The organism is Bacillus cereus group sp. BfR-BA-01453, from assembly GCF_022662915.1.
Taxonomy (GTDB): Bacteria; Bacillota; Bacilli; order Bacillales; family Bacillaceae_G; genus Bacillus_A; species Bacillus_A paranthracis.
The window spans coordinates 87,950-114,458 of record NZ_JAKUEN010000011.1 but is presented as its reverse complement, the minus strand read 5'-3'; the positions used below and the strand labels follow the sequence as shown (position 1 = coordinate 114,458).

Below are 26,509 nucleotides of genomic sequence, written 5' to 3'. Positions count from 1 at the left end.
AGTTAGAAAGGAAGAAGAATCATGAGTAAGTTAAGTAATACTCTTCGTATGATAGAGCTTCTTCATGGACGGGGAAAAATGAAAATTAGCGAACTCGCAGAGGAGCTTGAAGTTAAGGAGCGCATGATCCGCATCTACCGAGATGAGCTTGAAAAAGCAGGTATATTTGTTGAAAGTGAAAGAGGACGTGGGGGAGGATACTATATTTCTAACACATCTTTATTCCCAATAAAAAACTTGTCTCATAAAGAATTGCGTGCTCTAACATTTGCGATTGAACAATTACTATCTAAAGGAAATGCTATTTATTCAGGTGATGCACAAGTAGCTTTGGATAAGCTGAAAGCATTACGGAAATTGGAGAAAGATCGAGAGCGTCATATTTATTTTGTGCAGCGATCCAGACCAAATTATGAGTTTTCGGATGAAAATCGAAAATATATACAGTTACAAGAAGCCTTTGGAGCAAGATGCAAAGTGAAAATTCAGTATGAAAAACGATCTGGTGAACGATCTGAACGTGTCATTGCTCCATATGGATTTGTACATTACAACGAGTTTTTCTACTGTATTGCCATGTGTGATCAGAGAAAAGACACACGTATGTTCAAATTGTCCCGAATGAAAGATATTCGAATTATTTATGATACATATACAATCCCTGAGGAATTTGATATTCAAAAAGAGTTCCCTAGATTCGGGATTATGAATGAACCGCTAGAGGTAGAGTTACTTATACATCCACCGTTTTCTGTATCCGTACCAGAATCGATCTGGGGAGAGAATCAAATCATAGAATATAATTTGGATGGTAGTATTCATTTTTATGCGACAATGAGTGGGAAAGAATCGATAAAGAAATGGATTCTTGGTATGGGGGCGGCTGTAGAGGTAATAAAGCCTGATAATTTAAGGGAAGATATTATTCAGGAAGGAAGAAAGTTGCTAAAGTTATATGGAAAGTAACATGAAATATGTTTAAGGAAATTTATGTATATAATAGATTTTATAGAACTCCAATTATCCATTAAGAGTCTTGGATGATTGGAGTTTTTGTATACAAAAAATTTCATAAATAAGAAATACTGTAATTATGTGACGTTATAATTACCGGAAAGGTTGATAATATAGAGATGTAGCCATGATTATATTAAGAAAAGGAGAGTAGGATTATGCAGGATATGAAGTTGTTTTTGTTTTATTTATTTTTGATCGTAGTAGGAGGGGGGATATCTTACTTTCTTATAAATAAAGTGATTCTCCCATTTTTAGAGAAAATTGGAGAAATAAGCGCAAGAAGATTAATAAGGATGTCAAAGCGAATAATTAAACGTGTTTTAATGGTATTTGAAGTGTTGATTATCATAGCAACACTGATATTAATCTATTTTATTTTCCAGATTATTATGGGGACGGAAATAGAAAAAATGAAATGGTCAATTTTAAGTGTAGTATGTGCTTATCCAATATTTGTTGTAATAGTTAGTAGGATTAAGTTGGACGTAGAAAAAGAATTAGGTACTTTTAATAGTGTTATTCAAAAAATGGTATCCAAGATTAATAAAAAGAATTATTTAATGAATAGACTGGACATCCTATTTGGGAAAACAACACTTAGTTTAATGATTCATATCACAATAATATGTGTGTTGTTCGCTGGAGCAGTCAATTTTAAACATATGCCATATCAAATTTATTATATAGTAATCATTATATTGCCAATTTCCTTAATAACTTTTATTTACTTTACCGATCGCGATTTAGTCTCACAAAATATGAGAAGAATACTTAGTTACTTTTTATTAATGATGATAGCGCTTGGGAAAGGATATAATGATTTTAAAATTTTGATGGGAATAGATACTCCTAATCAATTTAACGATTATTTAGTATTTCTTTTTTTGACAGTGTTTATTGCCATGGATAGATTGATAAAAAGTATTGTAGATGATTATGTTGCTTATCATAAACCTAAAAAGAAGGTAGAAGTGGTGGAGTAAACTAAGAAATTTATGGTGTTAAAGGGATTTTACATTGGCTTATAAAAAAACATTTAATATAGATAATACTATTTAGTGATTATGTTTTTGGATTAATATTCCAAATTTATGCTATAATTATCTAATATTGAAATATAGGGGTGTACAAATTAATGGTTATGCAAATAAAAAGAAAAAGTGTTTGGGATGAAATTGAGAGAGAAATTATTGGTGCTGATCTAGATGAAGCTACAAAAAAGAGATTATTTAATAAACTATTAAATTTAAAAAATAAAAAAATTAATATTTTGATCACTGGAGCTACTGGATCCGGAAAAAGCTCGACGATTAATGCTATCTTTGATACAGAAATAGCTAAAGTTGGACGTGGCGTAGATCCTGAAACAATGACTATTGAGAAGTATGAGTTGCAAAGCCTTATTTTATGGGACTCACCTGGTCTTGGCGATGGAATAAAGGCAGATATACAACATAGTAAAAATATTGTTAATAAGCTGTTGGAAAAAGATGAAGAAGGCAATGCGCTTATTGATTTAGTATTGGTTATTCTAGATGGTTCAACACGAGATATGGGGACCTCTTATCAATTAATAAATGAAGTGATTATGCCCAATCTTCCAGATAAAAATCGTATTTTAGTTGCTATTAATCAATGTGATATTGCAATGAAGGGAAAGGGATGGGACTATGTTGGAAATAAACCACAAAAAGAATTAGTATCATTTTTGGATAAGAAAGTAACTTCTGTCCAAAGGAGAATACATGAAGACACTGGTATTAAGATAGATCCGATTTACTATTCGGCGGAACAACTGTATAACGTTTCAAAGCTGTTAAGTTTTATTATTAAACACACACCTTCTGAGAAAAGAGCAGTGTATATAGATAATATTAATAAGGAACCAGACCCATGGAAATCTAATGATGAATTAGAAGACTATAATCAAAATATCAAGAAATCATTAGGTGAATCGATTATAGATGGTATGGAATTTGGTGCAGATACAGGTGCTAAAATTGGAAGGATTTTTGGTGGAGAACGTGGTGAAAAAGTAGGACGGGTAGTTGGTGGTGCCGTTGGTGCCGTTGGTGGCGCGGTAAAAGGATTCATTGGAAAGTTATTTGGTTAAGATTATGGGGAAAGGTGGGGAGAATTATAAGCAGTATCGTAATGAAGATATTACTTCTAAATTAAATATAGCAGGTTTTTATCCGTTAGATATTATGGTTACTGGTGTAACTGGTGCTGGGAAATCTACGACTCTTAATGCCATCTTTGAAAAAGATGTAGCAGACGAAGGTAATGGAGTAGACCCTCAAACAATGACTATTGATTCTTATTATTTGAGTGATAGAAGGCTTCGTTTATGGGATACCCCTGGATTAGGTGATGGAATAAAAGCAGACGCTATTCATTCAAAGAAAATAATAGATTTATTACATAAATCGTATGGTGAATCAGTTAGGTATGGTTTTATTGATTTGGTACTTGTTATTTTAGAGGGTGGTAGCAGGGATTTAGGGACTACCTATAAATTGTTAAACGAAGTGATTATTCCTAATGTTCAAGCAGATAGAATATTAATAGCAATAAATCAATGTGATATGGGTTTAAAGGGGAAAGGGTGGATTCCTGCAGCAAACAAACCAAGTGAAGAATTGCTTAAACAACTAGACGAAAAAGTAATCTCTATACAAGAGCGTGTTTACAATGAGACTGCAGTATGGATTGAAGAACCTATTTATTTTTCAGCGTTATATAATTACAATATTTATCAATTGTTGGATTTGATAATTGATAATATTCCAAAGGAGAGAAGAAGATTTCTCCAAAAGAGTTTTTGGGATTTTAAAAATATGTGAAGAAATAATGTAGGTGTTTTATTGATCGCATGAGCAGCAACGGGGAGTTCTCTATGGAAATTTTAGAGAACGAAGAATTCAAAAACTTTATTATGGAAGATATGATGAATGAAGTTTATTCGGAAGTGAATGGGTAATATTGTTTGAAGATAGGAGAACCTCTTATTCTGCCTGTAGTGTGTGGTAAGGGGTTCTTTTTTATTTTGGATAGATTCATTGAATAATTGATATCATTTTATTGATATGTTTTTTACTTGTAGATAGTTTGATAAAATAACAGTAATTGTAATTAATTGTAGCTACGGAGGATAAAAATGCTAGATAAAATAATTATAGAATTTATTAAGGCAAAACAGCGGATTATTAATGGTATTGGTGATAAAAGTAATTGGCTTATAACGATAAAAGATAATGAAATATATGTAGAAAGAAAACTTGGAATAGAAAAAGACGCGGGAACATTATTTGATTTTAGTGTGACCATTGAAAAAGTTCTGAGAGTTTGGCAAGACTTCATAAATGATCGGATAATTAATAGTCCTGACTTTTATCAAGAAGAGGAATTAAATTTCTTTGTATCGCTATTTGCAGAATTACCTTTTGTAAAGGTAACAAAGATTAATGGAGAAAAGGCTATTACATTTAAAGAATTCCAAACTGATAATCTACCAAGTGAAAAATACGATAAAGTCATACTCTTTTTAGAAGAGATAATGAATGGTACATATAATCCAAGTATGTTACGTGAACAAACGGATGAAAATTTATATAGTAGGAAGTCTCGCGCGCGTCAAGATTTAAGGTTATTGGGATTTTTGAATGAATCTCATGAAATGAATCAGCTGCGCTTAAGTGAATATGTTCAATCGAAGGATAAGAATGCTTACATTGCGCAGCTAGTTTTAAGACAAGAATATTTCCGTCATGTTTTATTTGTTCTTGGATTGCTAGAGAAATATTCAAAGGGTGAAAAGAAAGAAGCTCTAGTTGATTTTGGAATGACGATTGTCCGAAATTCATTAGGAGATAATTTGATGGTTGAATCGGTAGCGAAGAGGCGTACGGGTAACTTACTAGATTGGCTTGAACAAGTAGGGCTAATTAATGGTGAATGGATTCCTGTTGAACAATATGCAAAAGACGATGGAGAAAAGGGCGGTAGTATGGACAGTAATTTGCGTGAAAAGTTTTTAACGGTTCTGAATGAGTATTTACAGGCAAGAACAGAAAGATTTGCGGGGCATAAAATGGGATCGTTTGTTAGGAATGAAATGACAACGGAAATAACGAGATTACCATTTATTGATCATAGTCAGTATGTTGTTACAGGGTCAGTGGGACAAGGGAATTGGGCTGCTGTTCCATGGCTTGCGATTATGAATAAAGATATTACGACATCTACGCAGAGAGGTTATTATATCGTTTATTTGTTTAGTGAAGATATGGAGCGATTATATTTAACGCTGGCGCAAGGTGTGACAGAAACGACTAAAGAAGAGATGCAAAAAATTAAAGAAGAGATTCGTGAACAAATACATATGTCCCAACAGGTGAAAAAAGATGATGAGATTTTCCTAGGAACAAGCTCAAAAGCAAAAGGATATGCGAATTCAACAGCGGCTTATATTGCGTACGATGTTAATAAAATGCCAAGTGAAAAAGAGTTAGTAGAGGACCTAGAAGAAATGCTTCGCTATTATGAGGGGTTCATAGCTTATAAAGAGGAAGGAACGAAATATGAAATGATTTATGAAAGGAAAGAAGTGTATTTAGATCAACAATCAATTATCGATCATGTGTCTTCTTATATTCAAAGTAAAGGTTTCTTTTATGAGAAAAAGGATCTTATTAATTTCTTCCTTTCATTAAAAACGAAGCCATTTGTAATTTTATCAGGTATTTCGGGCACAGGAAAAACGAAAATTGTTCAGTGGTTTGCGGAGAGTTTAGGGGCAACAGAAGAGAAGGGACAATTTACGCTTATTCCGGTTCGACCTGATTGGAGTGATAGCTCTGATTTACTTGGGTATGTGAACCTTCAAGGAGAGTTTCAAGAAAGACCGTTAATTAAAGTTCTTGAAAATGCAGATGCAAACCCAAATAGGCCGTATTTTGTAGTGTTGGATGAGATGAATTTAGCGCGAGTGGAATACTATTTTAGTGATTTTTTAAGTGTAATTGAAAGTCGTAAATGGAAAGATGGAAAAATTGTTACCTCACCAGTACTTCCAGAATCCATTACGAATAAGCACATTACAATCCCATCAAATGTATATATTATCGGAACGGTAAATATGGATGAAACGACACATCCGTTAAGTAAGAAAGTATTAGATCGTGCGAATACAATTGAGTTTAATACCGTTAACTTAGATTATTTTAATTTCTTAATGGATGTAGAGGAGAAGGAAGCTGAAATTGCTTCGAATCGCTCTTTAGAAACCGAGTATCTTCATCTAAAAGAATGTTTTAAAGACAACGAAGATCTTGTGAGAAACATATCGAATATTTTAATAGAAATAAATAAAACACTTGAATCAGTTGGAGCCCAAGTTGGGTATCGTATACGAGATGAAATTTGTTTCTATATGGCATATAACGAACAAGGAAAGTTATTATCGTTTGATGAAGCGCTTGATTATCAAATATATCAAAAGATTTTACCGCGTCTTGCAGGGAGTGATGGAAGAACAGAAGAGGTATTAAAGCAGTTGTATGTATTATGTGCAAATGAAGAATATGATAGTAGCAATAGTGACGCTTCATATGCTAAGTATCCTCGTTCCGCTAACAAGCTGTCTCATATGTTAAGGAGGTTCGAGTATGATGGTTTTACCTCTTTCTGGATCTAATAATGAGATAGAGCTAGTTAAGATTGAAACAGAGGAGCTATCATTAACGATTAAAGGAAATCCTTATCATGAAAAATATGAGAGTTTAAAAGAATATCACGCTATGAACGCAGATGAAATGATGTATTTTCATGTAAATGGGAAGACGGAATCCGTTTCTGTATTTGATGCGGGATTGCAGAGGTTGGATGAATGGAACGAACATCCGCCAATCTTTTTTGAAAATAGAAGTTATCAGCTTGTTGTTGTTCCGAAAAATAACAAGCAGCTCTCTTTTTATCATGAACATCCAGGATTTCGAAAACAAGTTAGTTCTATTCAAATGGGATCACTTCATGTGTTAATGGGTAATCTTTCGTTTCCAAATGAAGTAGGAAATACAACGTTTGAAATTAAAGATGATCAAAATACTTTATTAACTGTTACATTTGAAGTTTTCCCGGCAAAACTTGATTATAAGGATGATTACAGAGCTTTATTAGATGAAGTAAATGATGAAATTTATAATTTAGCGTTTCATTTATTAAAGAGAACTTACTTAGGAGCATCTGCAATTTACGCCACAAATCCATCGAAGAGTGAGTTCTATCGTATTTTAAATGATTCCTTTGAGCGTTTTATGAAGTCAATTTCTCATATTAAAAGACAACCGCATCATACGCTTATGACTAGACATCAACTAGTACGAGGAGAAAAAATTCGTAAATTGGATTCTGTCGGAATGAATTATTTACGAAAGCGACCACACTTGCTGCAAGGAGAAAACAGTATGCCGACTAAAGGTATTACAGCTTATAAGGAAGTTTCTTATGATACGCTGGAAAATCGATTTGTTAAATGGATGATTCAAAGAGTTATACATAAAATCGATGATTTGCTTAAGGCGCTAGAGGAAAAGTCTAGATATACACGTGGTGAAACTGATGAAGATTTGCTGGAACGTGTAAAAAATATGAAGTATCGAATGAAAAATGAATTGAACGATCCATTTTGGAGAGAAATTGGAAAATTGGATCGCTCAGTCTTCTCACTCGTTATTCAAATGGCAGCAGGATATAGAGATGCGTATCAAATCTTCTTAATGCTATCACGCGGATTAACATTACGAGGGCAAATTTTCAAAATGTCGGTAAAAGATGTTGCTAGGTTATATGAATACTGGACATATTTAAAACTCGGACAAATTTTATCGAAAAAGTATATACCGCTCCATCAAGATGTCATTCAAGTAAAACAAGATGGTTTATACGTAACGCTTGATGAAAGTAAAACTGCAAAAAGAACATTCAAGCATCCAGTCACTGATGAAGTAATAGAACTTTATTTCCAGAAAAGAAACGGTAGATTACCAACAGTTACACAAAAACCGGATACGATGCTTGCTATTGAGAAAAAGGGAAAGAGTTATCAATACCAATACATTTTTGATGCGAAATATCGAATTGATTTTGCTGAAAAGACCCACTACAAAAGGAAGTATGGCACCCCTGGTCCAATGGAAGAAGACATTAATACAATGCACCGTTACAGAGATGCATTAGTAGTGGAGCAAGAGGGACCTTTTGAGCGTACAGCTTACGGAGCGTACGTATTATTCCCATGGAACCAAGAGGAAGCGTATGAGAACCATCCATTTTATAAAAGTATCGAAAAAGTAAATATTGGTGGTTTTCCATTCTTACCAAACGCAACAAGACTAGTCGAACAGTTTCTAGACCATCTCATTGAAAAAAGCCCAGAAGAAATTATAAGAGAAGGCATCCTTCCAAGAGGCACAAAAGAAGAATGGCACTCCTCGCTAGAAGAAAAAGTATTAGTGGGCATCGTGAAAACTGAAGCCGACTATGAAGTATATAGAAAAGAAGGCTTATACCAGTTACCAGTTACACAGTTAAAACCAGGGTGGCAAGAAGCAAAGTACATAGCATTATACGCACCGAAAAAATGGCATGGTGAAAAAGGCGGGATTCAATACGTAGCAAAAATCAAACACATTCAAGTGCAACAAAACGATGAGCATGTACATTTCGAACTAGAGCCATGGAAAAAACTCGACCACCTCATCCGCCCAGTAGGATATGGCATTCAAACATACACAATAACAACTATGTCGTTATTAAAAGAAGTACAAGAACTCCCAGAACTCTTCATGAAATCAAAAGAAGAACGAATTCTTTGGAAAACGCTGCGTCGTTTTACGAAGCAAGTTAAGGTTGAGCTAGATCATAACAACTTAGATGAGGCTTCTACTATTAAGAGTTATTATGTGCAGGATGTTCAGATTTGGGTTGATTATGAGAATGGGATTGTTATGGTGGGGAGAGATGGGCGAGTTAAGGAAGTTCCTTTGGAGTTGGTTGTTGGTAGAGGCTCGGTGTTGTTTAGGGAGGTTTTAGAGGTGTTAAATGTTGGAGAATAGAGTTTAGATACAGAGGGGATTAAGTAATGAATAAGAGGCCAAACTTGTTTTTGTTTGAAACAAGTGGGTTTAAGTGCAGTGTAGAAATTGTTAAAAATGATGGATGTTCAATAGTTAACACTATTAAATTATAGATGCAATTGTTAAATATATTAGATAAATATTAGCTGGGTGTTAATTGAAAAAATATTATGCTTTTTCAATTGAAGCGAGGTTATTTAGTTAATGAAAATACATACAGGCCATAATATAAAACATTAACCGCTTTCTACACTTGTTGGTGAGTATTTTTTTACTCATAAGGGCTCAATTCCCAAATATATATAAGTAAATAAAGGGAGGAGTGGTGGTAGATGAGTGAAATTAAATGTTTGGTTTGTGGAGGAAAGTACTTTCGTAAAGGATATTATGATCTAGGTGTAAATGTTGAGGTTTACTCCACAGCGTACAATGATGTTGATGTAAGATACAGTAGTTTTGATGATGTACATATAGACGTAGATGTAGCTATAAACACTTCGATTGATAATGAAGTCGATGAAAGTGCTGATATTTCTTTTATGTTAATATCTGAAGAAGAAATTAACTATGTTCGATATGACAAACCTATTGAAGTTTATAAATACAATTGTGAAAAGTGTGGATTCATCATGAGTTTTACAGAAGAAAAAAATGTGGAAAGTATATTTGAAGAGAAGAAGCGTAGGCAAAAAGCAAGAATGTATGATTGGTCAGGTTTTAGAGAGTAATTGATACTATAGATTGGATTTGGTAGGAAAAGATAAAGAAGAAAATAATTTTTGCTGCATGAATAAATATTGGATCGGGATTACTAAACGTTGGTGAAATAGATTAAAACATTTCTTGCGGTAGCTACTTTGTAGCCATCGCATAAGTCTCACCTTGTTTGGTGGGCTACGCTCTACTTTTACACATGTTTTTTAATGGTCCAAAAGAAAAAAATCTATATCATAGTAAACCTGAATATTGTTATTTATATAACATATTTTTTGATATCGTTTTGTTATGCATGATAAAATGTTAATAAAATCAGATTTCGATTTACTAAATTATAAACGTATAAAACATTATAAAAAAACAAGCTAAACACAAATTTCTCTTTATGAGATTATTTGTGTTTTTTATTTTGAAAATGTTTATTTGAAATAGGCATTAAAGGATTGAAAATGAATTTGAAATTTAGTTCAGCTATTTTGGTACTTTTGTGGTTAGGCTTTAAATGTGGAACGTAGTGACATCATTTAAAGGATGGTGGGCAAAAGTATTCTTCTAATGTGATATCTAAGGATTTAGTAAGTAAGTATAGGCTTGAAATTGTTAATTTTTTCATCATGCTCTCCCAAAATATAAAAATAGAAATGTTGACATAACAACGTTTTTAAAATAAAAAAGAGTGTCCCATAGTCGAAAATTTGATTTATGAGACATTTAATTTATTTGGTTGAATATATTTATATGTTAAAATTAAGATGCTTTTATTATTGAAATTTAGTAAGGAGGGATTATTATGCCAAGTCCAAAGGATACAAAAGGACCAATTGTAAAAACTGGTCCGACTGCTGGACAGAATCGTACTAGAAATAAAGACGGTGCTTGGAGAGCGAAGAGAAGTGATGCAGGAAAACCACGCCCTAAACAAGAAAAATCTAACTAATATTTTACATTACAAGGAGTGTTTGAGATGAACGTGGATGTTCTTGTTCATAAAATTGTAAGTGGAATATCGGATCACATAGATTTAGACTTAGTAGACCAACCATTTATAATTTTTCCTTATATGTATAAGGATGATACTCTGGCTCTTGGGAATGCTATAAAAATAATTTTTGAAGATAGAATTGTTTACAACCTTGAGGTAGTTGCTTTTGATGATAAAGGTATTTACGGCATGGAGCTTAATATAAAAAATGCCTCATTAAGTGATTACGGCAAAGAGCTTGCAAAGATGAGTTCAGCTGCTTTTAGGATAAAAACTATGTTTGGCAAGGTTGTAGATACATACTATAATCTTCAAGATGAGATGAATAACAGTGTTGAAAAATATGAGAGTTATTCGGACGAAAAACTAATAAGAATAGCTAAGGGAAATAACTTTTCCCGCCCTTCAGATCGTGCAATAGTAGCCCGCATATTAAAAGATAGAGGGTATTAAGGTCTTTTCACATGTCGTAGGCTACCAGTTTCAAAGAGATGGTATAAATCCCTCTATCATTTAAGTAGAGGGATTTACTTTCTTTTAGAAAACTTTCTTATAAAGGTTGTCTTCATTAGAAAATTTAGTTCGAAATGTAAAACATGAAAACATCAAATCTCTGGCGATTCTGTTTACATATATCTACATATTTCCTTCCAAATTTCCTCTAAAACTCCTTCTTGAAATTTTAAAGAAGTTTTATTAAACGGTCGTGCTTCTTGCGAATCAGCAAGCAATAAGATGTCTCTAAGTTTATGCGAAGGTATAGGTTTAATTAGTTCTGTAAAATTTATAAGGGGCAGATAATACTCAGCGTTAGGCTCACCATTATCGTCTTTCATAAACAATTGTCCTGAAGCAATTCCTCGTACAATAATTCCTTTTTTGTTGGTATACAATAAAACTTTATCATTTTTTTGAATGTTTTGGATGTCAGTCTTGGTAGAACGACAAGCAGCACATTTCTCTTCTTGCAGCATCTCACGCTCATAACGGGTGTCTTTCTGTAGATTCGTGTTAATAATAAACAAGGACATTTTTTCACCCCTTCCTGTAACAATTCTTCTACATTATATAACAAATTTTAAAGCCACATTATGCAGATTGTGTACAGCAAAAGAAACCTATTAAAAATAAAATCGTCGACCAAAATAAGTAGTTATTGACCAAATACTGACCACAACTAAGAAAAAGATATCTTTGTTGAATAACCAAGAAGCTCCTACATAAGAGAAAAACCTTGCACCTCCCCCAACGTCACCCCCTAACCTAAAGAAGACAAATCAAAAAAGGGGATCAAACCACTCATGAAAACCACCACAAAAGAAAAAATAAATACCATCATCATGCTATTACTCTCAGCTACAATAGGAATCTTTTCACCACTACTCATGTACATCACGATGGCACGTAAAAATGAAGTGTACAAATACCATTGCCGAAAGGCCTTCAACTTTCATTTGTTAATCTTTCTTCTATTTAATATTAGTTCGCGTATTAGTGATGTTTTGTTTTGGATCGTATTTGTCTTTGAGGTTGTCCAAGTGATCATTGTTGCGTGGAAAGTAATACGAGATGAGCCATATCGTTATTTCATTCGAATTCCGTTATTTAAAGAAGATAGGTATGTAGTGGAAGGAGAATAGGTGATGAAACAAGAAGTGGAAATAAGGGGAAAGCGACTTTTGGTTATGATTGCCGTGTTGTTTATTGCAATTTATATCGTTTTACGAAAAAGAAAGTATGATTACTTTTATGATGGGATTAGTGAGTATGAAAATCGTTATAGAGGGAATATTTCTTTTTTATTGCTTGTTGTAGGTTTGTTTCAATATTGTAGGCAGAATGAGAAGAGTTTTTCTCGTATGCTTCAGTATGTGAGAGAGAAGTTAGCGGAGTAGGTGATGGTATGGCGTGGATGATTAGTGAGTTTGCAAGTGTTGGGGATGTTACGGTGCGGACGCTTCGTTATTATGACAAGATTAATTTATTAAAGCCGAGCGATTATACTGAGGGTGGGCATCGGTTATATACGAAAGATGATTTGTATGTGCTGCAGCAAATTCAATCGTTTAAGCATCTCGGTTTTTCGCTTGGGGAAATTCAAAATATTATATTGCAGCGTGATATAAAGACGGAAGAATTTTTAAGACAAATGCATTTTCAAAGGGAATTGCTTTTGGCAGAGCAAGAAAGGATTGTGAAGGTGCTTTCGCATATGGATGAGATGACGAAGAAGTTTCAAAAGGAGAAACGAGTGGATGTCGCTTTGTTTTCTTCGTTTTTGCAAACTTTTATATGGGAGAAAGAAAATAAGGAATGGCTAGAGGAACACTTTTCAACGGATAGTGTTCGAGATTTTTATAATAATAAGGAACTAAAAGAAAAGTTTGATCGGCGATTTATGGATGTGATAGGGAAGTTGAAAAAGTATAAGGAAGAGGAGAAGGATCCGAGTCATCATGATGTTCAAATTACCTTGAAGGAATTTTTCAATGTAATAGAAGAGGTAACAAACTATCTTGATATACCTCAAATTGATATAGAGGATATAATCCAAAAATCAAACCTTCCACTATCCGAATTCCCGGCTCTCTTCACAACCGAAGAAGAAAACTATATAAAAGAAGCAATGAAGCAGTTTAACACCTAGTTAAACTGCTTTTCCATTATAATAGAAGAAAAACCAAACGGAGGGAGACCCACATGCCAACCTACAACAAACTAATCCGAAACAAAATTCCACAAATAATAAAATCCAACGGAAAAACACCAACAACAAGAATCCTAAACGAAGATGAATACATAGAGGAACTCTGCAACAAAACACAAGAAGAACTAACCGAATATTTAGAAGCAGACACAAAAGAACATAAACTAGAAGAACTATCCGACCTCCTGGAACTAATAAACGCCCTAGCCCAACACGAAGGTACAACACTAGAAGAAATCAACAACATCCGCAAAAAGAAAGCAGAAGAACGAGGTGGCTTCTCAGATCGAGTCTTTCTAATCGAAGTAACCAATAAATAGCCCCCTCCTAAGCCCCTTACAAGCCCCTACCAAGTAATAAATCACTAAGAAAAAACATAACAAAAACAAAAACAACAGCAAACACCGTAGTAGGAGTCGAAAAAATTTTTGAAATAACACGCCAAAAACCCGGCCAGTCTCCCATATATATTATGAAGGGGCTTTTACTTTTGAACGGAGACGGGAGGAATTAGGATGGCGGTGTATCGTACTGTGCAGGTGAATTTTTGGCAGGATGATTTTGTTTTGGATTTGACGCCGGAGGAGCGGTATTTTTATGTGTATTTGTTAACTTGTTCGAAGACGACGCAGTGTGGGATTTTTCCTTTTCCGAAGCGATTAGCTGAGATGGAGACTGGTTATAATCGGGAGACTGTTGATAAGCTTGTGCAGCGCTTCATTGATTATGGAAAGATTCTTTATGATGCGGATACGCGAGAGTTATTCGTTTTGAATTGGCTTCGTTATAATCCGGTGACGAATACAAATGTGGAGAAGTGCGTGCTTCGTGAGCTGAAGGGCGTGAAGAATAAGGAGTTTGTACATATGTTTCTTCAGAAGTGCGTAGAGGAGGAGCTGAATGTTCCGATGCTTTTAGCACATTTCGGTATGCCGAGTGATCTGGCTGTGGATGATGTTGAGCCAGTTTGTGAGGAGACAGAGGAAGAAGAGGTTATAGAGGAAGAAACGGGAAGTCGCGTGTTTTCTTTTTATGAGCAACATTTCGGTAGTTTGTCTCCTCATACTGTGGAGGAACTGAGTGCGTGGATGGAAGACTTGTCAGAGGAGCTTGTGCTGAAGGCTCTTCAAATTGCGTTTGAGAATAATAAGCAGACGGTTGCTTATGTGAAGGGGATTTTGAGAGGTTGGCACGGAAAAGGGTTTACGAAAGTGTGTGAGGTTGAGGCGGATGCTGCGAATTTTCGGAAGAAGGGGTCGTCTGTTAGTACGGGGGAGACGGAGGAGTTTTTGGCGAGGTGTGAGGAGTGGGAGAAGAATACGCCGTCTGAGGAAGAGTTGCAGCGCTTTTTAGCGGAGCGCGGGTGGCGTCCATGAGTATTCAAAATGTGGAGGCGGAAAAGACGGTGTTAGGCTCTCTATTACTTGATGGAGAGCTTATTAAGGAGTGCCGTTTGACGGAGCAGTATTTTTCTATGCCGGTGCATAAGTCTATATTTCAGTTAATGCGAAAGATGGAAGATGAGGGGCAACCGATTGATCTTGTGACGTTCACTTCTAGAGTGGATCCGAAGTTTTTGAAGGGGATCGGGGGAATGGAGTATTTTATAGGGTTAATGGATGGCGTGCCTACAACTGCCAACTTCTCTTATTATGAGGGGCTTGTTCGAGGTGCCTGGAAAATGTATCAGGCGGGTGTTCTTGGGCACAAGATGGGAGAGCGTCTTATTGCAGAGAAGAGTGAGAAAATTATTGGTGAGACGATTACGGCACTTTGTGAGTTAGAGGAGAAGGACTGTGTATGTGAGTTTGATTTGAAGGATGCGCTAGTTGATTTATATGAAGAGCTTCATCAAGATGCGAAAGAGATTACTGGTATTGAGACGGGTTATACATCGCTAAATAAAATGACGTGCGGATTGCAGGAAGGAGATTTTGTCGTTCTCGGTGCTCGTCCTTCGATGGGGAAGACAGCGTTTGCGCTAAATGTTGGACTGCATGCGGCGAAGTCTGGCGCGGCGGTTGGGTTGTTTTCGTTAGAGATGAGTAGTAAGCAATTATTGAAAAGGGTGGCTTCTTGCGTAGGTGAAGTGTCAGGAGGTAGGCTGAAAAATCCGAAGCATCGTTTTGCGATGGAAGACTGGGAAAGGGTGAGTAAGGCGTTTGCGGAGATTGGTGAGTTACCTCTTGAGATTTACGACAATGCAGGGGTTACGGTGCAAGATATTTGGATGCAAACTCGTAAGTTAAAGAGGAAGCACGGTGATAAAAAGATTTTAATTATTGTAGATTATTTGCAGCTTATTACGGGCGATCCGAAGCATAAGGGCAATCGTTTTCAAGAGATTAGTGAGATTTCTCGTAAACTTAAGTTATTAGCACGTGAGTTAAATGTTTGTGTAGTAGCATTATCGCAATTGTCTCGTTCAGTAGAGTCGCGTCAAGATAAGCGACCTCTTTTATCTGATTTAAGAGAGACAGGACAAATTGAGCAAGATGCGGATGTCATTATGCTTATGTATCGCGAAGATTATTACGATAAGGAAACGAAGCAGAAAGAGATGACGGAGATTCATGTGGCGAAGCATCGGAATGGACCTGTGGGGAGTTTTAAGCTGAGATTTATAAAGGAGTTTGGTCAGTTTGTGGAGGGGAAGAAATAGTTGGAGAGGAAGTTTATGTTAGGAAAAAGTTACGTATGATTTTAGTGGGATTCAAATTGTAAAAAGACACCTTAAGGTGCTTTTTTACAATTTGAATCATCTATATTTTATAGCGTAATAGTTAACCTTCTTTGCCAGTTGTTTGTATATTGGATATCTCTTTTTTAGATAAAATAAAGCTTGCGATTGAAATTAAAATGGCTAATCCAGCCATATAGTAGCCATTCGCAGCCCCATCTATATTTGATGTTCCAAAATTAACCATCCGATTGAGTTCATATATTAATATGATGCTCAGTATTGTACTTGCAAGGTGGAGGATTGGTTTATAAGTTTTCATCCACCCAAAATATATGTGCGCGAGACCGAGTATAGGAAGTGCAAAGAATAATTTAAATAAAGGAAAACGACTAAATCCCATAAGTTCTGAAGGGGAAAATAAAAATGCTCCGGTATTGTACCATGCTGAAAAGAAACTGAATAATAGCAAGACACCACATATTATTTGTAAAATATTTTTATTCGTTGCATACTGCATAATAACTCACCCTTTCTCGTTTTGTTTGTCTCCATTATTTATATTACGAACTAGATTGATTTAGATAACTACTTTTAAAATAAAAAAAACAGAAAATTAAATAAATAATAATTAAAACTTATAAATATAAATGAGATAATACAATGAACAAAGTATTTGATAGAGGGGAAGTTTATGGGGGATTACTCGAATAAGTCAGATGAAGAGCTAGAACGGTTATATTACGAAGGGAATACACGTGTAAGTCGAGATGCAGAAAATAAGTTATATGACAGAGGGTATACATTAGATCCTGATAGCGATACATGGGATGTAGGATTGAAACAAAACGATACTCATTCAGTAGGGGTTCCAATACCTACTGGACAATGGACATTTTTTTTAGTTTTAGCTATTTTAATAGCCGGTTTAATAGCTTTTTTCATCGGTGGATTTCTTGTTATTGCGTATGCGGTTGAATACGCTACATATATTTATATAGGCTTTGTTATATCATTTATACTCATGTATGTAACGAAAGCTAATTCTAGATTTATTAATTTTTTATTTTATTTAGGGTGTTTAGCTCTAGCCACTAGGTTATTTACTAATGTTATTGAACTGTTTGAAAATGTAGATTATGTCACTTTTATAATGAGAGATACTGATGGATTAGGGGTTATTATTAAATACGGAATTATATATATTATATACGCAGCTGTTATTCCCTTATTGTTAATGAAGGTAATAACGGCAATTGTAAGAAAAATAAACTTAAAATCTAATAATAACAATTCTACATTAAATGTTTAAAAAAGAGGTGGTGACACCTCTTTTATTTAATCTAAGAGAAACAGGACAAATTGAACAAGATGCGGATGTCATTATGCTTATGTATCGCGAGGATTATTACGATAAGGAAACGAAGCAGAAAGAGATGACGGAGATTCATGTGGCGAAGCATCGGAATGGGCCTGTGGGGAGTTTTAAGCTGAGGTTTATGAAGGAGTTTGGTCGGTTTGTGGAGGGGGAATAGTTGAAAGACTTGAGTATGACTTTGCAAATAAAATAAAGCATAAGTGTTCTATTGCATTCACTTATGCTTTATTCTTTGATTCTTTCAATATACTTCTTATTTTCCCATAAAGAAAGATCGTCTCTCTGCAGTGATCCATTGCTCCAAGTCATCTTGGCTACGTCGGACAAGTCGGTTTACTAAAACATCATGCCATACATAATCCTCTAATAAGTATATATGGACGGGGTCATCTGTATAAAAAGCAATATTACGCTCTTCAAGTGATGGTCCATAAATCATTTCTTTCGAATCTATCGATAAAATAAACCAATGTTCTGTAGAGAGGGTTTCTGTATAAGCCGTTATGCGATGGGCTTCTAGATTTTTAATAGGATTTTCTACATGCAAGGTAATGCCTTGTACTGTGACTTTATCAGCTACCTCAGCTAGGTCCTCTTTTAACGCTTCATACATTTCATCCCACATCGAAATGACAATACGTCGTTCTGCTTTTTTTATTAATGTTTGACAGTAGCTAATGATTGTTTGATTATCTTTTAAAGTAATGACTCGATTATCCGTTTTTTCCTCGGAAGTTTCTAGTTTTTTTAATGAATCGCTAATTCCTTCATAAGTAGACTGCCATTCTGATTGCGCCTTCTGTAAAAAGATTTCAACAGGTAGAGGTGAATAGCGAGTGGTGTCATTTATTTCTTCCTTCATGACAATTCCTTTTTCTACAAGGTTACCTAAAATCTCATATATTCGCGCTCTTGGGACACCCGAATCCTTACTTACTTGATAGGCTGTGACAGGACCCTGTTTCACAAGAGATACATAAGATTTAGCTTCATATTCATTAAAACCAATTTTTTTAAGCTGTTGTACTATGTAGTCCACTTTTTCGTCCTCCGATGTTTGCTGTTATATTTCAACGTTACAATAACTCTTTACATTTAGCAAATTGGTAGTTACTATTACAATAGTGACTAAAGGGGAGGCTACTAGTATGGATTTTTATTTAGACCCATCTGTATTAATGATTTTGATTGTTTTTGGGTTTGTGGCTGCATTTATTGATTCAGTTGTAGGCGGTGGCGGACTCATCGCCTTACCAGCTTTATTATTTACAGGACTGAATCCAGCAAGTGCAGTAGCCACGAATAAATTAGCATCGACAATGGGAAGTGCCACTAGTAATATTGTGTTTTATCGTTCTGGTAATCTTGATTTGAAATCGGCGTTTAAATTATTTCCAATCACTTTCATAGGTTCCATAATAGGGGCATGGACCGTTCATTTAATGAATCCAGAAGTATTAAAGCCATTAATGCTGATCATGCTCGGTGTGGTCGCTATTTATACGATATTCAAAAAGGATTGGGGGAGTATTTCCACTCATAAAAAATTGTCTGGTCGACACGTCATTATTTTTACCTTTTTTATTTTTGTTATTGGTTTTTATGATGGGTTTCTAGGTCCTGGTACAGGTTCATTTTTAATGTTTTCTCTTTTATTTATTGGGTATGATTTTTTAAAAGCAGCAGGTACGGCGAAGTTTCTTAATTTAGGAAGCAACGTTGGTGCATTGTTCATGTTTATGTATGTAGGGCAAGTAAACTATGTGTATGGTTTTATAATGGGAGTTGCTCAAATTGCTGGAGGAATCGCCGGCTCCAGATTTGCTATAAAAAAAGGAAGCGGGTATGTTCGCGCCCTTTTCATTACAGTAACTTGTTTGTTGTTAGCGAAAAATCTGTATGACTATGTGCAGTAAGTAATGTAGAAACGGTGAACTATGCAGGCTACATTAATATAATAATTCCTTTTAACATGTTTTAGATGCTATCTTATTCGAAGATAGCATCTAAAAAAGTCTCATTTAAAAGAGAATGAAAATAATAGTAACAAATATTTTCTCGGGGTATGTTTATCTATTCCATATTCTTTTTATAATTAACTCGTAATAAACTCTTAAAATCCACTTCAGCAATCAACACACTGACTAATATAAGTGTCGCTCCTAAATATCCTTTCCCGGTAAGTGTTTCACCTGTGAAAACGAAGGCAAAACCTGCGGAAAAGACAGGCTCTAATGAAAAGATAAGTCCGGTATGTGTAGGCGTCGTGTATTGCTGGGCAATCACTTGCACGATGAATGCGACTGCTGTGCAGAATATGCTTAAGGCTAAGATGATTAGCCATGAGTTGGTTGTGCTAGGAAGCTTTGGCGTTTCTATCATGAATGAAAAAATAAGACTAAATAGGCCGACGAAACCGAGTTGTATGACCCCAAGTGCAATGGAGTTCACATGTTTCGTTACGCTGCCAGTAATGATGACGTGAATGGCATAAAATAAGGCAGACAGTATGCAAAATATATCACCGTTACCGATCTTAAATTCGCTCGTTAATGTTAATAAGCCGATTCCTATTATCGTTAAAATGATTCCTACTATAACTTTCTTTTCCGGAATGTGTTTTAAAAATATAGCTGATAATATTGGAATGAAAATGACTGTGAGACAGAGTAAGAAACCAGCATTAGAAACACTCGTATACTTTGTGCCGAAAGTCGCGAAAATGTAAACGATAAATAAGACAGAAGCGAGTATAAATGCATATTTTACCGTTTCAAAATCGATTTTGAATAAATGTTTGTAAAATATTAAACCTGATAAAAGAAAGGCAATAATAAATCGTAATGCGATTAAATTGTATTCTTCTATGCCTTCAAGTCCGACCTTTGTAAGTAAGATGGATGCACCCCAAAAAAATGTAACTAATAGTAACATTAAATCCGCTTTTAATTGTAGTTTCATTTCTATTCCCTCGTTATGTATAAATTTTATAAGCCCATACCCCTATCCCCATTTTTTATTTTAATATTAATTCTGAATATTTGAAATGTAAATTTATCGACGTATTTTTCTTTTCCGAATACTGGGGAAGTATTGGTATGTATAAAAAAAGGCCCAGTTTAGAAGGATTTTTTTCTGTGAGATTTTATTTGTTTACATAATATCTTTACAATCATTTGATAAAATAAAGTCAACTGCATATTGTGAGGGTGGTTATCCCTTCTTTCCATTTGGAAGGAAAGGGGGTGATAATATGGAGTTTTTGTTTGACCTTGTAAAAGAATTTGTAAAAGCGACTGTACGTGAAGTTTCAGCGTATTTTTTGCGGAAGCAACTTCTGGGTAAGGACAACAAAAAACCCACTCCGCGCCGTAGGAAGCAAAAGGGTGGGTTTCGTAAAAAATAATAACGTATAATAACCACCACCCTATACGGTAGCAGTTAAGGAAGAGATGTTAGCGCATCTCTTCTTTTTATTATATGCCAATTTATTCGCTGTTACACTTATATAGTATTCTACGGAAAATATATCATATTCCTATTTTGGGGTCAATTTGATTGCATGATTGAAAAGGTGCAGTCTTATTCCTTTTCAAACTGAAAAATATCCCGGTTAATAAGTTGGTGGAGATACCTATCCATTTCAGTAGCAGAAACTTTTCTTTCATTTTTAAACCACCATGCGCTTAATGAGGTGATTGCCCCTGAATAAAATTCAATGATTAAATCATTTGGCATCGTATGATTTTTGCGCAGTTGATATAACGCTTCTATTTCTTGTTTTCTCGTTTCGTGACTTAAATACTGTGTCCGGTTAATAAATTGTTCATCAGACATTTGCGTCTCTAATATTTTACCGAGTTCTTCATGGTGTAGAAATTGTTCCATTACTTGAAATGGTTTACTTGATCGATCTGAAACGGGTATTTCAGCAATCATCTTGCTGTATCGTTTAAATCCAAAGGCTAATAAAGCATCTTTATCTTCAAAGTGTTTATAAAAGGTTGTTCGGTGTACCATCGCGCGGTCACATATTTGGTTAATCGTGATGGTACTATATTTCTGTTTTGATTGCGTCATTAATTCAAATAAGGAATCCCATAGTAATTTATGTGTACGTCTAATACGTAAATCAAGTTGTTTTTCATTATCGTTCATCTACAATTCTCCTTTTTTGTAGATTAAATATACAGTGGTTGAAAATTGATTCTCCCTTTTTAATCTACATATGTATATTATATTACATGTGTTTAGGTATATTTAAAGTTTTTTAAGTAAGAAACAGGAGGAGAATTTGCAAATGAATATAACAACTAAGGGCCCTGTAAGTGGCAAAGTTGATACTTCTAATTTGAAACATACCCCCATTTTAATTGCATTACTTTTAGGGGCAATGGTTGCGTTATTAAACGAAACGTTACTTGGTAATGCGTTAACAGTATTAATGAAAGAATTCGGTGTAACAGCTTCAACGATTCAATGGCTTTCTACAGCATACATGTTGGTGGTTGGGGTTTTAGTTCCAATTACAGCGTTACTTCAGCAATGGCTTACAACGAGACAGATGTTTTTGATCGCTATGGTAACGTTTTTAGCTGGTACATTAATTGCGGGATTCGCACCGACATTTTCCATTTTATTAATTGGTCGTATCGTCCAAGCGGTAGCGACAGGGTTAATTTCACCGTTATTAATGAATACGATTTTAATTATTTGTCCGCCTGAAAAACGTGGTGCCACAATGGGATTAATCGCACTTGTGATGATGGCAGCTCCAGCAATTGGCCCTACATTATCTGGAGTAATTGTGGATTCATTAAATTGGCGCTGGTTATTCTATATCGTTATTCCTATCGTGATCATTTCAATTATGATTGGAATGAAGTACATTCAAAATGTTTCAGAGTTAACAAGACCAAAAGTAGATTATCCATCTATCCTTTTATCGACATTAGGATTTGGCGGGCTTGTGTATAGCTTTAGTGCATCAGGTGATTTAGGGTGGTCTGATACGAAAGTGTATAGTGCTTTACTTGTTGGGCTTATCTCATTATGTATTTTTATCGTGCGACAATTAAAAATTGAGAATCCAATTTTAGAATTACGAGCATTTAAAGTTCCGATGTTTACATTATCAGTCGGATTAATCGTCATTGTGATGATGTCATTATTTTCAACGATGACTTTATTACCGATGTTCCTGCAAACAGTTTTACTCGTTACAGCTTTTAAATCAGGAATCATCATGCTTCCGGGAAGTGTTATTAGCGCCATAATGGGACCAATCGCAGGTAAACTATTTGATAAATTTAGTCCGAAAGTTATTATCGTTCCTGGCATTGTGTTAGTAGGGATTGCAATGTTCTTATTTAAAGGCATTACTCCTGATACATCAATAGTACAAATTATTGTGATGCATAGCGGATTAATGGTTGGACTCATGTTTGTCATGACAGCACAAACATACGGTTTAAATCAATTAACACCAGATCTATATCCGCACGGAACAGCGCTGTTTAATACGCTGCAGCAAGTAGCTGGCGCAATTGGTACGGCTATTTTTATTTCAAAAATGTCTTCAGGAACAGCTAGCTATATGGAAAGCTCTGCAAATCCAATGGACCCAGTAGAGAAGTTAAACGGTTTAACATCTGGGTTCCAAGGTGCATTTGCACTTGGATTAATCTTTATCGTTGTTGCTTTTATCGTATCGCTATTCTTAAAAGAAGAGAAAAAGGGAGTAAAGGTAGCAGGGGTTTTACAGAACGAAAATTAAGGTTTATATAAAAAGACATCTTTCTGATTAAAGATGTCTTTTACATTTCCTCCGTAACATCATACCTTAGCAACTCTTCCTGATTATAAAACCTCTCAAAAATAATCCCCATTACATAGAAAAATACTAGCCCGAAACCAATATGAATGAGTGTAAAAGTTGCTCCAAATGAAGAGAATTCATACACGAGAATTGGCAATTTCGCAGTTGTCCAAACGCCTAAGAAAAATACGATGTACCGAATGCTTGCACCTTTTTTTAAGAGTAGTGCTGCAATTGGGAAGGCAACGTAGAGAGGACCAGCCGCAATGCCTCCTAATAATAGAGAAAATAAGATTCCGTATATACCTGATTTTTTGCCCATATATTTCATGAGTGTTTCTTTTTTCACCCACTGATCAAGTAGCCCTACAAATAGTAAGACAGGGGGGAGGAGAAACAGCATATCTAAAATGCTATTTCCTGTTAGTTGTAATGCACTCCATCCTAAAGATTGATTTATAAACGTTAATATGAAGAGCCCGAGTAGTAAGATGAAAAAGAAGCGATATCTTTTTAGTTCTTTCATACTATCACCATCCAAATGATATAGGAAAATAGAAGTGACATGAGTAATGCGGCTGCATTACGTGCATAAGCAAAGCTTCGGCCGAATATCTTTTGTTCCATTGGCAATGTTGTAATTCCTACTGACATGAGTGTAGACATAAGTGCCGCAACTTGAGGTAGACCTGCACCGTGTTGTACTAACGTATGACCAAGTGGGAACACGACGAAGCTTGGAATAAGTGCAACGGAGCCGAGTATCGCTGAATACACAATGCCGATAAACCCTGATTGTTCCCCAATAATAGAAGAGATAAAGGACGGCGTTAATATAGAAAGCGATAAGCCAACGAAAAGCATGATGGAGAGCATCGCAGGGAGAAGGTTGCGAAACATTTTCCATGACTTCATTAAAGCATCTTTCGTTTTCCTGCGGTCCTTCATAAAAGAAATACCAGTAAGGATAATGGCTAAAGTGTAAAGAATCACGCCGTTAATCATGGTCGGATTCCTGTAAGTCTTTATATTTGCCTAGGAAAAAGGATAAGTTCTTCATTTTTTCTTCAATATCCATTTGAAAATCTGCCAATTGTTCTTTTCCAGCAGGCGTAATTTTGTACATCTTTCTCGGTTTGTCTTGATAATCTGTACTTACATAAGATTCAATCGCACCTTCGTTTTCTAATTTTTTTAGCGTACGATATAAAATGGCACTATCGATTGGATTGACGGGAAGTTCTTCCTCGCACTTTTGCAGTAATTGCCCGCCATAGTTATCACCTTCAGCTAGAAATAACAAAAGAAATGCACCTGTATGTCTTCCTGTATGCTTCATGGATCTTCCTCCTAGAATGAATTATGATTAATACTGTTAATGACAGTATACTGTTGTTAACAGTATATGGTGCATGAAGTGTTATGTCAATTTTAATGTGATATGTACTGAAAAAAGGGGAAGAAAATTTGCTACGAGTAAAGCGCAAATGGGAATGAAATGAAGGAAGCGGAGGATATTTAAAATGAAGTGTACAACAGAATTGGTATGGAAACGATTGGATGTACAACTATGGATGCATCCCATGTAACTGGGGAAATAGCACTTATAATAAAAATGGATAGGTAAACAAGAAATAGAAATACCTCCTTATCTGGTGAAATTCTATCTACTTGTTTATTCTCAATGACTAGGATTTCCAAGTACATAAGAAGGTTATGGATTAATCTAATTCAAATAAATAAAAAAGGCACCTTAGTCTGCCTTTTTATTATCACACTATGATATGCAGTTAATCATAAACTAATAAACTTCTTCATTTCTCTCTTTGTTGGCAAACATAGTTTTTCTAACATTGAATGTTATGATTGCAAGTATAGAAATAATAATAATATTAGTAAGTTCACTGAAAAACTTATTATTTAATAACTGCGGTAAATTTCCTATCAAGATAATACAGATTGTGGCATAAACTAAAAATGTTCCAATCCAAGCAATAATGTAATTAATTAATGCGGCTAGTCTAGGGAAGTTAGTAACTAGATAATTTAAAACAATGTAATATAGAACACAGGAAACGATGAAAAATAAAATATCCCAAAAATAAACGGCGTACCCACTTGCTATTTTTACTGATACAGACTGATGTAATGAATAAGCAGCGAATCCTCCTAAAAATAAAAAATCAACTAAAACAGCTACGGTTCTACTCACCATTTTAGAAATTTTAACAAGGATCATTAATAAGAATAATAACAGTATAGGTAATAATAGTATCATTATTTTTTCACCTCCAATTTATTTATACAAAATAATTATAACAAATATAGGAAAATTAACCATATTAATAGGATTAATTTTTGTAATTATCAATTATATTAAGGTTCTTTATTTTTCTGTTCCACATTCTACAGAAGGTATGAGCTGTACATCCAAAAGCACAAAAAAAGACACTCTCAAGAGTGCCTTCCCTTAGCAGCCGAATCCGCCGCCCCAACAGCTAGCGCCAACGATGATTAATAAAATAAAGAGTACAACTAGTAAAGCGAAACCGCCGCCGAAACCGCAGCCTCCACCACAACTACCGCCATAGCCCATATTAACTCCTCCTTCCATAAAGACCATTAATTAATGGATTTAATTCACTTTATGTTTTTACAGATAATCTTGAGCAGGTCCTTTTGAAAAATAAAGGTACTTGGAATTTTATAAGAGTTGACTATATTATTTTTGTCACCGCTATTCAGCTGATGACATATTGTATTTTATTCTGTGTATTGGGGGAAGGAGGATCTTTATGGCCAATTCTGAAATGATTTTACGATTACTTACGGATTTAAAGATTGAACAGCAAGCTTTAAAGGAGCAGTTGGAAAAGATACAGACAGCCGTGAATACTCTTGAAGAAAAATCAGCGATTGTGGAAGAAAAACCAAAGATTATTAAGGAAAAACCAATGACTATTGAAGAAAAAACAGCTGTTGCTGCTGCAAAGCAAAGAGCTCATTCTGGACGTCCAACATCTTTTCGTGCTTGGAGAGCAGCTGCTCAAAAAAATTCATAAAACTATAAGA

At 34.9% G+C, this 26,509-nt stretch carries 30 protein-coding genes and 1 pseudogene; 21 read left to right on the top strand and 10 right to left on the bottom strand.

Annotated elements, in window-relative coordinates; genetic code table 11:
* The first annotated feature begins 21 nt into the window (after nt 1–21).
* The 9 genes from MR070_RS19985 (at nt 22) to MR070_RS19945 (ending at nt 11,307) form a co-directional block, all read left to right on the top strand.
* The gene (locus tag MR070_RS19985; RefSeq protein ID WP_242261887.1) at nt 22–966 is read left to right on the top strand and encodes a helix-turn-helix transcriptional regulator; all 945 of its coding nucleotides are present in this window, start codon (nt 22–24) and stop codon (nt 964–966) included.
* Nucleotides 967–1,172: 206 nt separating this feature from the next.
* A complete protein-coding gene (locus MR070_RS19980) occupies nt 1,173–2,000 on the top strand; it encodes a hypothetical protein (protein ID WP_242261886.1) in 828 nt (275 codons plus the stop codon).
* A gap of 152 nt (nt 2,001–2,152) precedes the next feature.
* Nucleotides 2,153–3,130 (top strand): GTPase family protein, encoded by a 978-nt coding sequence (locus MR070_RS19975; protein ID WP_242261885.1) that lies wholly within the window; start codon nt 2,153–2,155, stop codon nt 3,128–3,130.
* Nucleotides 3,123–3,863 carry a GTPase family protein gene (locus MR070_RS19970; RefSeq protein ID WP_242261884.1) on the top strand — a complete coding sequence of 247 codons (741 nt, stop codon included), beginning with the start codon at nt 3,123–3,125 and terminating at the stop codon, nt 3,861–3,863. Before MR070_RS19975 ends, MR070_RS19970 begins: the two co-directional genes overlap by 8 nt.
* 314 nt (nt 3,864–4,177) lie before the next feature.
* Complete coding sequence (locus MR070_RS19965; RefSeq protein ID WP_242261883.1) at nt 4,178–6,715, top strand: MrcB family domain-containing protein; 2,538 nt, start codon at nt 4,178–4,180, stop codon at nt 6,713–6,715.
* Nucleotides 6,690–9,134, top strand: a complete 2,445-nt coding sequence (locus MR070_RS19960) for a restriction endonuclease-like protein (protein ID WP_242261917.1) — start codon at nt 6,690–6,692, stop codon at nt 9,132–9,134. Before MR070_RS19965 ends, MR070_RS19960 begins: the two co-directional genes overlap by 26 nt.
* A 353-nt stretch (nt 9,135–9,487) precedes the next feature.
* A complete protein-coding gene (locus tag MR070_RS19955) occupies nt 9,488–9,883 on the top strand; it encodes a hypothetical protein (RefSeq protein ID WP_242261882.1) in 396 nt (131 codons plus the stop codon).
* A gap of 779 nt (nt 9,884–10,662) precedes the next feature.
* Nucleotides 10,663–10,809, top strand: a complete 147-nt coding sequence (locus MR070_RS19950; RefSeq protein ID WP_167519251.1) for a hypothetical protein — start codon at nt 10,663–10,665, stop codon at nt 10,807–10,809.
* Between the two features lie 27 nt (nt 10,810–10,836).
* Nucleotides 10,837–11,307, top strand: coding sequence for a hypothetical protein (locus MR070_RS19945; protein WP_242261881.1), 471 nt, complete (start codon nt 10,837–10,839; stop codon nt 11,305–11,307).
* Nucleotides 11,308–11,480: 173 nt separating this feature from the next.
* Here the strand turns inward: MR070_RS19945 and MR070_RS19940 are convergent, their stop codons facing one another.
* Complete coding sequence (locus MR070_RS19940) at nt 11,481–11,885, bottom strand: hypothetical protein (RefSeq protein ID WP_242261880.1); 405 nt, start codon at nt 11,883–11,885, stop codon at nt 11,481–11,483.
* A gap of 270 nt (nt 11,886–12,155) precedes the next feature.
* Between MR070_RS19940 and MR070_RS19935 the strand changes: the two genes are divergently transcribed.
* From MR070_RS19935 to dnaB, 6 genes are all read left to right on the top strand, one after another.
* On the top strand, nt 12,156–12,494 hold the full coding sequence (locus MR070_RS19935) for a magnetosome magnetite crystal formation protein family (RefSeq protein ID WP_242261879.1): 339 nt from the start codon (nt 12,156–12,158) through the stop codon (nt 12,492–12,494).
* Between the two features lie 3 nt (nt 12,495–12,497).
* Complete coding sequence (locus MR070_RS19930) at nt 12,498–12,749, top strand: hypothetical protein (protein WP_242261878.1); 252 nt, start codon at nt 12,498–12,500, stop codon at nt 12,747–12,749.
* Between the two features lie 8 nt (nt 12,750–12,757).
* Complete coding sequence (locus MR070_RS19925) at nt 12,758–13,501, top strand: MerR family transcriptional regulator (protein WP_242261877.1); 744 nt, start codon at nt 12,758–12,760, stop codon at nt 13,499–13,501.
* A gap of 53 nt (nt 13,502–13,554) precedes the next feature.
* A complete protein-coding gene (locus MR070_RS19920; RefSeq protein WP_242261876.1) occupies nt 13,555–13,881 on the top strand; it encodes a nucleoside triphosphate pyrophosphohydrolase in 327 nt (108 codons plus the stop codon).
* 195 nt (nt 13,882–14,076) lie between these two features.
* Nucleotides 14,077–14,937: a DnaD domain-containing protein gene (locus tag MR070_RS19915; RefSeq protein WP_242261875.1), complete on the top strand. Its 861-nt coding sequence runs from the start codon at nt 14,077–14,079 to the stop codon at nt 14,935–14,937.
* Nucleotides 14,934–16,223, top strand: a complete 1,290-nt coding sequence (gene dnaB / locus MR070_RS19910) for a replicative DNA helicase (protein WP_242261874.1) — start codon at nt 14,934–14,936, stop codon at nt 16,221–16,223. The genes MR070_RS19915 and dnaB overlap by 4 nt, the downstream gene beginning before the upstream one ends.
* A gap of 121 nt (nt 16,224–16,344) precedes the next feature.
* On the opposite strand, the gene MR070_RS19905 is transcribed toward dnaB, so the two are convergent.
* Entirely contained in the window at nt 16,345–16,761 is a 417-nt protein-coding gene (locus tag MR070_RS19905) for a hypothetical protein (protein ID WP_242261873.1), read from the bottom strand.
* Between the two features lie 174 nt (nt 16,762–16,935).
* Here MR070_RS19905 and MR070_RS19900 point away from each other — a divergent pair, with 174 nt between their 5' ends.
* Complete coding sequence (locus tag MR070_RS19900; RefSeq protein ID WP_242261872.1) at nt 16,936–17,553, top strand: hypothetical protein; 618 nt, start codon at nt 16,936–16,938, stop codon at nt 17,551–17,553.
* A 16-nt stretch (nt 17,554–17,569) separates the two neighbouring features.
* Nucleotides 17,570–17,776, top strand: a pseudogene (locus MR070_RS19895) (DnaB-like helicase C-terminal domain-containing protein); the annotation flags it as partial.
* Between the two features lie 96 nt (nt 17,777–17,872).
* Here the strand turns inward: MR070_RS19895 and MR070_RS19890 are convergent.
* The gene (locus MR070_RS19890) at nt 17,873–18,658 is read right to left on the bottom strand and encodes a TrmB family transcriptional regulator (protein ID WP_074569163.1); all 786 of its coding nucleotides are present in this window, start codon (nt 18,656–18,658) and stop codon (nt 17,873–17,875) included.
* Nucleotides 18,659–18,767: 109 nt separating this feature from the next.
* On the opposite strand from MR070_RS19890, the gene MR070_RS19885 reads away from it, so the two are divergent.
* The gene (locus MR070_RS19885) at nt 18,768–19,535 is read left to right on the top strand and encodes a TSUP family transporter (RefSeq protein ID WP_242261871.1); all 768 of its coding nucleotides are present in this window, start codon (nt 18,768–18,770) and stop codon (nt 19,533–19,535) included.
* 157 nt (nt 19,536–19,692) lie between these two features.
* Here MR070_RS19885 and MR070_RS19880 read toward each other — a convergent pair whose 3' ends face one another.
* Nucleotides 19,693–20,580, bottom strand: coding sequence for a DMT family transporter (locus MR070_RS19880; protein ID WP_242261870.1), 888 nt, complete (start codon nt 20,578–20,580; stop codon nt 19,693–19,695).
* A 292-nt stretch (nt 20,581–20,872) separates the two neighbouring features.
* Between MR070_RS19880 and MR070_RS19875 the strand changes: the two genes are divergently transcribed.
* Complete coding sequence (locus tag MR070_RS19875; protein ID WP_000394757.1) at nt 20,873–21,025, top strand: hypothetical protein; 153 nt, start codon at nt 20,873–20,875, stop codon at nt 21,023–21,025.
* A 176-nt stretch (nt 21,026–21,201) separates the two neighbouring features.
* Here the strand turns inward: MR070_RS19875 and MR070_RS19870 are convergent, their stop codons facing one another.
* Nucleotides 21,202–21,777 (bottom strand): TetR/AcrR family transcriptional regulator, encoded by a 576-nt coding sequence (locus MR070_RS19870; RefSeq protein WP_242261869.1) that lies wholly within the window; start codon nt 21,775–21,777, stop codon nt 21,202–21,204.
* A 142-nt stretch (nt 21,778–21,919) separates the two neighbouring features.
* Between MR070_RS19870 and MR070_RS19865 the strand changes: the two genes are divergently transcribed.
* Nucleotides 21,920–23,395, top strand: a complete 1,476-nt coding sequence (locus MR070_RS19865; protein WP_242261868.1) for an MDR family MFS transporter — start codon at nt 21,920–21,922, stop codon at nt 23,393–23,395.
* A gap of 40 nt (nt 23,396–23,435) precedes the next feature.
* Here MR070_RS19865 and MR070_RS19860 read toward each other — a convergent pair whose 3' ends face one another.
* The 5 genes from MR070_RS19860 to MR070_RS19840 form a co-directional block, all read right to left on the bottom strand.
* Entirely contained in the window at nt 23,436–23,963 is a 528-nt protein-coding gene (locus MR070_RS19860) for a permease (RefSeq protein ID WP_193108952.1), read from the bottom strand.
* Nucleotides 23,960–24,442: a hypothetical protein gene (locus MR070_RS19855; protein WP_242261867.1), complete on the bottom strand. Its 483-nt coding sequence runs from the start codon at nt 24,440–24,442 to the stop codon at nt 23,960–23,962. The genes MR070_RS19860 and MR070_RS19855 overlap by 4 nt, the downstream gene beginning before the upstream one ends.
* The gene (locus MR070_RS19850; RefSeq protein ID WP_000683194.1) at nt 24,435–24,776 is read right to left on the bottom strand and encodes a PadR family transcriptional regulator; all 342 of its coding nucleotides are present in this window, start codon (nt 24,774–24,776) and stop codon (nt 24,435–24,437) included. Before MR070_RS19850 ends, MR070_RS19855 begins: the two co-directional genes overlap by 8 nt.
* Nucleotides 24,777–25,238: 462 nt before the next feature.
* A complete protein-coding gene (locus MR070_RS19845; protein ID WP_242261866.1) occupies nt 25,239–25,715 on the bottom strand; it encodes a hypothetical protein in 477 nt (158 codons plus the stop codon).
* Nucleotides 25,716–25,907: 192 nt separating this feature from the next.
* Nucleotides 25,908–26,033 carry a YjcZ family sporulation protein gene (locus tag MR070_RS19840; RefSeq protein ID WP_000540377.1) on the bottom strand — a complete coding sequence of 42 codons (126 nt, stop codon included), beginning with the start codon at nt 26,031–26,033 and terminating at the stop codon, nt 25,908–25,910.
* A gap of 199 nt (nt 26,034–26,232) precedes the next feature.
* On the opposite strand from MR070_RS19840, the gene MR070_RS19835 reads away from it, so the two are divergent.
* The gene (locus MR070_RS19835) at nt 26,233–26,499 is read left to right on the top strand and encodes a hypothetical protein (protein ID WP_071729295.1); all 267 of its coding nucleotides are present in this window, start codon (nt 26,233–26,235) and stop codon (nt 26,497–26,499) included.
* Nucleotides 26,500–26,509: the final 10 nt, after the last annotated feature.